6 protein-coding genes are annotated in these 6,427 nt (G+C 58.3%); 3 read left to right on the top strand and 3 right to left on the bottom strand.

Translation table 11 applies throughout. The features are described from left to right. The first annotated feature begins 218 nt into the window (after positions 1–218). Together EJA70_RS01865 and EJA70_RS01860 are read left to right on the top strand one after the other, a co-directional pair. Positions 219–803, top strand: coding sequence for a papain-like cysteine protease family protein (locus EJA70_RS01865; protein WP_008088867.1), 585 nt, complete (start codon positions 219–221; stop codon positions 801–803). A 12-nt stretch (positions 804–815) separates the two neighbouring features. After that, on the top strand, positions 816–1,415 hold the full coding sequence (locus EJA70_RS01860; RefSeq protein ID WP_158829242.1) for a hypothetical protein: 600 nt from the start codon (positions 816–818) through the stop codon (positions 1,413–1,415). 54 nt (positions 1,416–1,469) lie between these two features. On the opposite strand, the gene EJA70_RS01855 is transcribed toward EJA70_RS01860, so the two are convergent. Together EJA70_RS01855 and EJA70_RS01850 are read right to left on the bottom strand one after the other, a co-directional pair. Beyond that, positions 1,470–2,810: a DEAD/DEAH box helicase gene (locus tag EJA70_RS01855; protein WP_158829240.1), complete on the bottom strand. Its 1,341-nt coding sequence runs from the start codon at positions 2,808–2,810 to the stop codon at positions 1,470–1,472. Between the two features lie 161 nt (positions 2,811–2,971). Next, positions 2,972–3,847: a halovibrin HvnA gene (locus tag EJA70_RS01850; protein ID WP_158829238.1), complete on the bottom strand. Its 876-nt coding sequence runs from the start codon at positions 3,845–3,847 to the stop codon at positions 2,972–2,974. Positions 3,848–4,071: 224 nt separating this feature from the next. On the opposite strand from EJA70_RS01850, the gene EJA70_RS01845 reads away from it, so the two are divergent. Further along, entirely contained in the window at positions 4,072–5,370 is a 1,299-nt protein-coding gene (locus EJA70_RS01845) for a mechanosensitive ion channel family protein (protein ID WP_158829236.1), read from the top strand. Between the two features lie 89 nt (positions 5,371–5,459). On the opposite strand, the gene EJA70_RS01840 is transcribed toward EJA70_RS01845, so the two are convergent. Continuing rightward, the gene (locus EJA70_RS01840; protein ID WP_158829234.1) at positions 5,460–6,317 is read right to left on the bottom strand and encodes a carboxylate/amino acid/amine transporter; all 858 of its coding nucleotides are present in this window, start codon (positions 6,315–6,317) and stop codon (positions 5,460–5,462) included. Positions 6,318–6,427: the final 110 nt, after the last annotated feature.

The following is a 6,427-nucleotide window of genomic DNA, read 5'->3' as shown; positions in this document are numbered from 1 at the left end:
CTACACCAAACCCTGTAGGAGCTGCCGCAGGCTGCGATCTTTTGCCTTTATAAATGCACAAATGCATTTATTTATTTGCACAAACGCATATCCGCATCTACGGTTACATCGAGCAAAGAGATCGGCAACCGCCATCGGAGATGGCAACCCTCAAGCGCCGATCGCTCGGCAACACCCTTACAAGCGGGACGCTTGTTTTCATTCATGGAGGATTGAAAATGTTAACCACTGAAGCAAGACCCTTTACCAGTGAATCACTGCCAAGGTGCCTCATCGGCCATTTGCTTGACCCACAACTGGTCGAAGTCGAAGCGGCCGAACACGCCAGCGCGCTTGCCGCTGGCAGCCTGAACTTCAACATGCAGCAACAAACCCAGACCAACTGGTGCTGGGCTGCCGTGTCCGCCTCGGTTGGCAACTATTACGGCACCGGCAACTGGACGCAGTGCGGTGTCGCCAGCACTCAGCTCGATCGCAACTGCTGCAATCAGCCGGGTCCGTGCAATGTTTACGGCTATCTGGATTCGGCACTGCAAACCACCCGCAGCTACAACGGCATGAATCAGGGCTCGTTGCAGATGTCGGCGATCCAGAACCAGATCAGCATGGGCCGCCCGGTCGGTCTGCGCTGCGCCTGGTACGGCGGCGGCGCGCATTTCCTGACGATCTACGGCACCAACGGCGATTACGTGCTAGTCGCGGACTCGATCTATGGTTATTCGACCCGTGCGCTGAATGCCTTTCCCCGTGCCTATAACGGTGGCGGCAACTGGACTCACACTTACTTCACGGTCAAAAACTAGGAGGGCGACATCATGCAACTGACTTATCCCAAGGCGCCTTCCAATGGCGTACAGACTCTGCGCCCGGCGCTGCAAGCCGCACTGCAAACCCAGGGTTTTGGTGCCAACCGCCAGTTCGCCAACGCTGCACCTGCGAAAATCAGCCTCAGTGAAGCCTATCGTGGCTACTCGCTCAGCCTGGATGACCTGAGCAACGGCAAAGGCCTGAAAGACGCGCGGACCGGCGATTGGCATTACCTGGTGTTTGCCGATGGCGTGACGATTGCCGATGCGCAACTGGCCGAGGTTCGCGGTCACGTCGAGTTCGCCTCGCTCAACCACGGCAGCCATGCCGCTGCCACCGTCAGTGCGCTGAAACTGGCGGAGCAGGCGCCGCAGTTGCAGGGTAAAAGCGTCGAACTGCGTGTGCTGTTTGTCTCGGCGCTGCACGTTGTGGCGATCTGGCTGCACGCCGATGGGGAAGATGTGCTGATCCCGATCGAGCCGACCCCGAAGGAACTGGCGAGCCCCCGGTTGTACGCTGAAGCGGCATTACTGGCGCAGTTGAAGCCGGCAGCCGAGCAAGCCAAGCGGCGCTTCGACGCCGACACCAGTGGCCAACTCGGCAACTGATGGACGAAAAAAAACCCGGACACTGTCCGGGTTTTTTTGTGCGCCTGAAACGACTTATTCAGCCGCTGGCTCTGCCGGCTTGCGGCGCTTGAGCGGCGCCATGCCGTCGCTGCTGACCAACGAGTCCGGCTTCGGACGGTTGACGCTCTTGCGCTTGGTCGGCGTCTTGGCGGCAGTTTTCTTCTTGTCGCCCTTGGCGTCAGTCTTTTTCTTCTTCACGCCAACGGCTTTGCCCGAGGCCTTGACCTTCTTCGGACCGCCATAGACGCCTTTGACTTCCTTGATGGTGCGACGCTCGAAGCTTTGCTTGAGGTAGCGCTCGATGCTCGACATCAGGTTCCAGTCGCCGTGGCAGATCAGCGAGATCGCCAGGCCGTCGTTACCGGCGCGGCCAGTACGACCGATGCGGTGCACGTACTCGTCGCCGCTGCGTGGCATGTCGAAGTTGATCACCATGTCCAGACCATCAACGTCCAGACCACGGGCTGCAACGTCGGTCGCCACGAGGATCTTCACGCCGCCCTGCTTCAGACGATCGATCGCCAGTTTGCGATCCTTCTGGTCTTTCTCGCCGTGCAGTACGAACGCTTTGTATTCCTGAGCCACCAGACGGCCATAGATACGGTCGGCCATGGCGCGGGTGTTGGTGAAGATGATCGCCTTCTGGTAGGTCTCGTTAGCCAGCAGCCAGTTCACGATCTGCTCTTTGTGCTGATTGTGGTCGGCGGTGATGATTTGCTGACGGGTGGTCGAGTTCAACTGGCTGACCGCGTTGAGCTGCAAGTGCTCAGGGTTGTTCAGCACCTTGGCGATCATCTCGCGCAGGCCGGAACCACCGGTGGTGGCCGAGAACAGCATGGTTTGCTGACGGTTCGGGCATTCGTCGACCAGACGCTGAACGTCTTCAGAGAAACCCATGTCGAGCATGCGGTCGGCTTCGTCGAGTACCAGCACTTCGACTTCTTTCAGGTCGAGGTTGCCGGCGTTGAGTTGCTCGATCATCCGGCCAGGGGTGCCGATGAGAATGTCCGGCACTTTGCGCAGCATGGCGGCCTGGACTTTGAAGTCTTCACCGCCGGTGATCAGGCCGGATTTGATGAAAGTGAACTGCGAAAAGCGTTCAACTTCCTTCAACGTCTGCTGGGCCAGCTCGCGGGTCGGCAGCAGGATCAGCGTCTTGATGCTGACACGAACCTTGGCCGGACCGATCAGGCGATTGAGGATCGGCAGAACGAAAGCGGCGGTTTTGCCGCTACCGGTTTGCGCAGTCACCCGCAAATCACGCCCTTGGAGCGCGAGCGGAATGGCCGCGGCTTGCACAGGCGTTGGCTCGACAAATTTCAGCTCGGCCACAGCTTTAAGCAGGCGTTCGTGCAGGGCGAATTGGGAAAACACGGGTGCTACCTCGAAGATATGCAAAAAAACAGCTGCATAGGTTACCGGTTTCGAGCGCTCAGGCCGAGGTTCTTTATACAAATCTTTGCGCAGACGCCGAAAATTCGATGCCTGGCCGCTCTAGACGGCCGGGCGCTGATCATCGCCAAGGTCGCAAGGGCTCACTTCACCTGGTCGGAGGGAATGAATTCAAATCGGGCGTCGTTTGCCAGAGTAGCAGGCAGTGTCAGCCGGATGACCGGGACGATCTTACCGCGCGAGGCTTCGAAGTAGTCGCGTTGATTGGCTTGCGCTTCGGCTACCCCACCCGCCATATAAAAGAAGGCCATCAAGGGAATCTGCTCCGGAGAATACTGCGGCCAAACCGATAATATGACCTCATTCTGCTCCTTGAACCCTGCGTCCCCCAGCAGCGCCTTGGCTCTTGTGAACTGTTCGAAATTGCCCGGTTGAGAGGATACAAAGGCGCATTGCCGCAGATTCGCATCCTCGGCATAACGCCCTTTCCACAGCGTCACCCATTGCTCCGCCGTGCTGATGCCCAAATCCTTGCAGTAGGAATTTGTCCCGGGAAACTCAACGCTCGCACCACACCCGGACGGAGATCCGCGTTTCCAGGTCCACCCGTCCATCGGAAAAGCGCAAATGTCCCACGTGAAATGTGAATGAACCGGTGCCTTGCTGGCCGGGTAGAAAATCAGCCCGTTATTGCCGCCGAAAGCCAATCTGCCAAATTTCGCGTCCTGGCGCAGATAGGAAAAAGAAACGCCATGACTCTTTACGGATGCCGGGCTGGGGTTCCAGACGTGGTATCCAACGCCGCGAGTCGTCGCGCGCAATAGAACGCCGTTGCATTGAAAGGCTCTGGCGTTGGACTCGGGGCATACGGCGCGCGTATCCCGGTAGTTCTGCTCCAATTGCGCGGCAATGGCAGTACCGTTATTGCTGACAACGTCATCTTGCAACGCTTGACGGGAGGGAGGAGCGGCGCAGCCAAAAAGCAACAAAAGCAGCGTAAAACTGACAATTCGTAGCATCGTCGTCACCTTACTTGATGCAGGGATGAAAAGTCCCTCCATGAAATGTCAGCGACCAACAATCAAGCTACTGTCAGAACTGACAGTCTCGACGAATGGTTAAAGCGGTGCCCTACCCCCTTCCCGGACACAATTTGCAATCGTGGCAGAGGGCAAAGCTCGTTGCCGGCCGGGATTTGATGCTCTAATCCGCCCCTGTCTTTCTCGAAGAAAATTGTCTGCACATGGATTTCAAACAGCTCTGGCTCAACGCCCAGGACCTCTGGGGCACTCTCGAACAGCATCCACTGTTGCAGGCCGGCCTCGCCCTGACGGTGTTACTGGTGGTCGCGCTGGTACTCGGACGAGTGGCACGTTATCTGATTCTGCACGCCAGCCGCATGCTCGGCCGCCAGCCCGCCCTGCACTGGATCAATGACTTTCGCCACAATAAGGTGTTTCAGCGCCTGGCGCAGATGACGCCATCGCTGGTGATTCAGTTCGGCCTGCACCTGGTGCCGGAACTGAGCAAGACCGCCATGACCTTTCTCGGCAATGTGGCGCTGTCGTTCACCATTCTGTTCCTGCTGCTGGCGGTGAGCGCCCTGCTCAATGCCCTGCTGGACATCTACGCCCGTACCGAACACGCCCGTACGCGCTCGATCAAAGGCTATGTGCAACTGGCGAAAATGGTCTTGTACGTATTTGGCGCGATCATCATCGTCGCCACGTTGATCGACCGCTCACCACTGTTGCTGCTCTCCGGTCTCGGTGCGATGTCGGCGGTGATTCTGTTGGTCTACAAGGACACCCTGCTGTCGTTCGTTGCCAGCGTGCAATTGACCAGCAACGACATGCTGCGGGTCGGCGACTGGATCGAAATGCCGCAAGTCGGCGCCGATGGCGATGTGGTCGACATCACCCTGCACACGGTCAAGGTGCAGAATTTCGACAAGACCATCGTTTCGATCCCGACCTGGCGCTTGATGTCCGAATCGTTCAAGAACTGGCGCGGCATGCAGCAATCCGGTGGACGGCGAATCAAACGCAGCCTGTTCATCGACGCCAGCGGCGTACGCTTCATCCGCGATGACGAAGAAGAGAAGCTCTCTCAGGTGCATCTGCTGACCGACTACATGAGCCGCAAGAAAGCCGAGCTCAAGGCGTGGAACGAGGCGCAGGGCAATGTCGCGGCGATGTCGGCCAACCGCCGGCGCATGACCAATATCGGCACCTTCCGCGCGTATGCATTGGCGTATCTGAAGAGTCATCCGGAGATTCAGCCGAACATGACCTGCATGGTCCGCCAGATGCAAACCACGGCGCAGGGCATTCCGCTGGAGATCTATTGCTTCACCCGCACCACGGTGTGGGCCGATTACGAGCGGATTCAGGGGGATATTTTTGATTATCTGCTTGCGGTGCTGCCGGAGTTTGGCTTGAGCCTGTATCAGCAGCCGAGTGGCGGGGATTTGCGTTCGGGGCTGCTGCCGGCGGTGCTCGGCGCGGCGCACATCCCCGAGCCGCAAAAACACCTGATGTAACACCATCCCCATGTAGGAGCTGCCGCAGGCTGCGATCCTTTGATCTTTAAAATCAAAAGATCGCAGCCTGCGGCAGCTCCTACATTCAGTTATGCGGCGCGGCGGATGCCCAGTCGGCTGATCCACACGGCGGCGAGGATGACGCTGCCGCCAAGGAACAACCGCCCCAGTTCCTCATGCTGATTCCAGATCAGCAAGTTCAGCAGCAAGCCCACCGGCACATGCAAGTTGTTCATCACCGCCAGCGTGCCGCCGTTGACCATGCACGCCCCCTTGTTCCACCAGTACATGCCCAACGCGGTCGAAACCAGACCGAGAAACAGCAAAACGCCCCATTGCAACGGTGCTTCAGGCAAAAAGTTGGCTTTGCCGAACATCAGAAATGCCGGCAGCACCACCGCCAGCGCGCCGAGGTAGAAGAAGCCGAAACGTCGGTAATGCGGCAGATCGCTCGGGTGTTTTGCCACCAGATGCTTGTACATCACTTGGCCTGCGGCGTAGGTGAAGTTGGCCAGTTGCAGCAGGAGGAAGCCGATGAAGAAGTCCGGGTTGATGCTGTCGAATCGAATTACCGCCGCCCCGCCCACAGCGACCAGCGCGGCGATCAGCGCCCACGGGTTGAAACGGCGGTTCAGTGCATCTTCGATCAACGTCACGTGCAACGGCGTGAGGATGGTAAACAGCAACACCTCCGGCACCGTCAGCACGCGGAAGCTCAGATACAGGCAGACGTAGGTCACGCCGAACTGCAAGGCGCCAATCATCAGCATGCCGCGCATGAACGACGGTTCCACCGAACGCCAGCGCGTCAGCGGAATGAACACCAGCCCGGCCAGCACCACGCGCACCAGCACGGCGAAGTAACTGTCGACATGACCAGCGAGGTATTCGCCGATCAGACTGAAGGAAAACGCCTGGATCAGCGTGACAAAAAGTAGATAGCCCATGCTCGCCCCTAATTCGAATGGCGGCGACGATAGCGGTTTTTCCACCCTGCAACCAACAAAAATCCCCCTGTAGGAGCTGCCGCAGGCTGCGATCTTTTGATCTTGTTTTT

The sequence above is a fragment of the Pseudomonas sp. PB103 genome (assembly GCF_009764635.1).
In the GTDB taxonomy this organism is placed as follows: Bacteria; Pseudomonadota; Gammaproteobacteria; order Pseudomonadales; family Pseudomonadaceae; genus Aquipseudomonas.
This window is presented reverse-complemented; position numbering and strand designations above follow the sequence as displayed.

Bases quoted from the DNA above. Each gene is read 5' to 3' on its own strand.
- EJA70_RS01865 (WP_008088867.1), top strand. From the start codon at position 219: ATGTTAACCACTGAAGCAAGACCCTTTACCAGTGAATCACTGCCAAGG.
- EJA70_RS01860 (WP_158829242.1), top strand. From the start codon at position 816: ATGCAACTGACTTATCCCAAGGCGCCTTCCAATGGCGTACAGACTCTG.
- EJA70_RS01850 (WP_158829238.1), bottom strand. From the start codon at position 3,847: ATGCTACGAATTGTCAGTTTTACGCTGCTTTTGTTGCTTTTTGGCTGC.
- EJA70_RS01845 (WP_158829236.1), top strand. From the start codon at position 4,072: ATGGATTTCAAACAGCTCTGGCTCAACGCCCAGGACCTCTGGGGCACT.
- EJA70_RS01840 (WP_158829234.1), bottom strand. From the start codon at position 6,317: ATGGGCTATCTACTTTTTGTCACGCTGATCCAGGCGTTTTCCTTCAGT.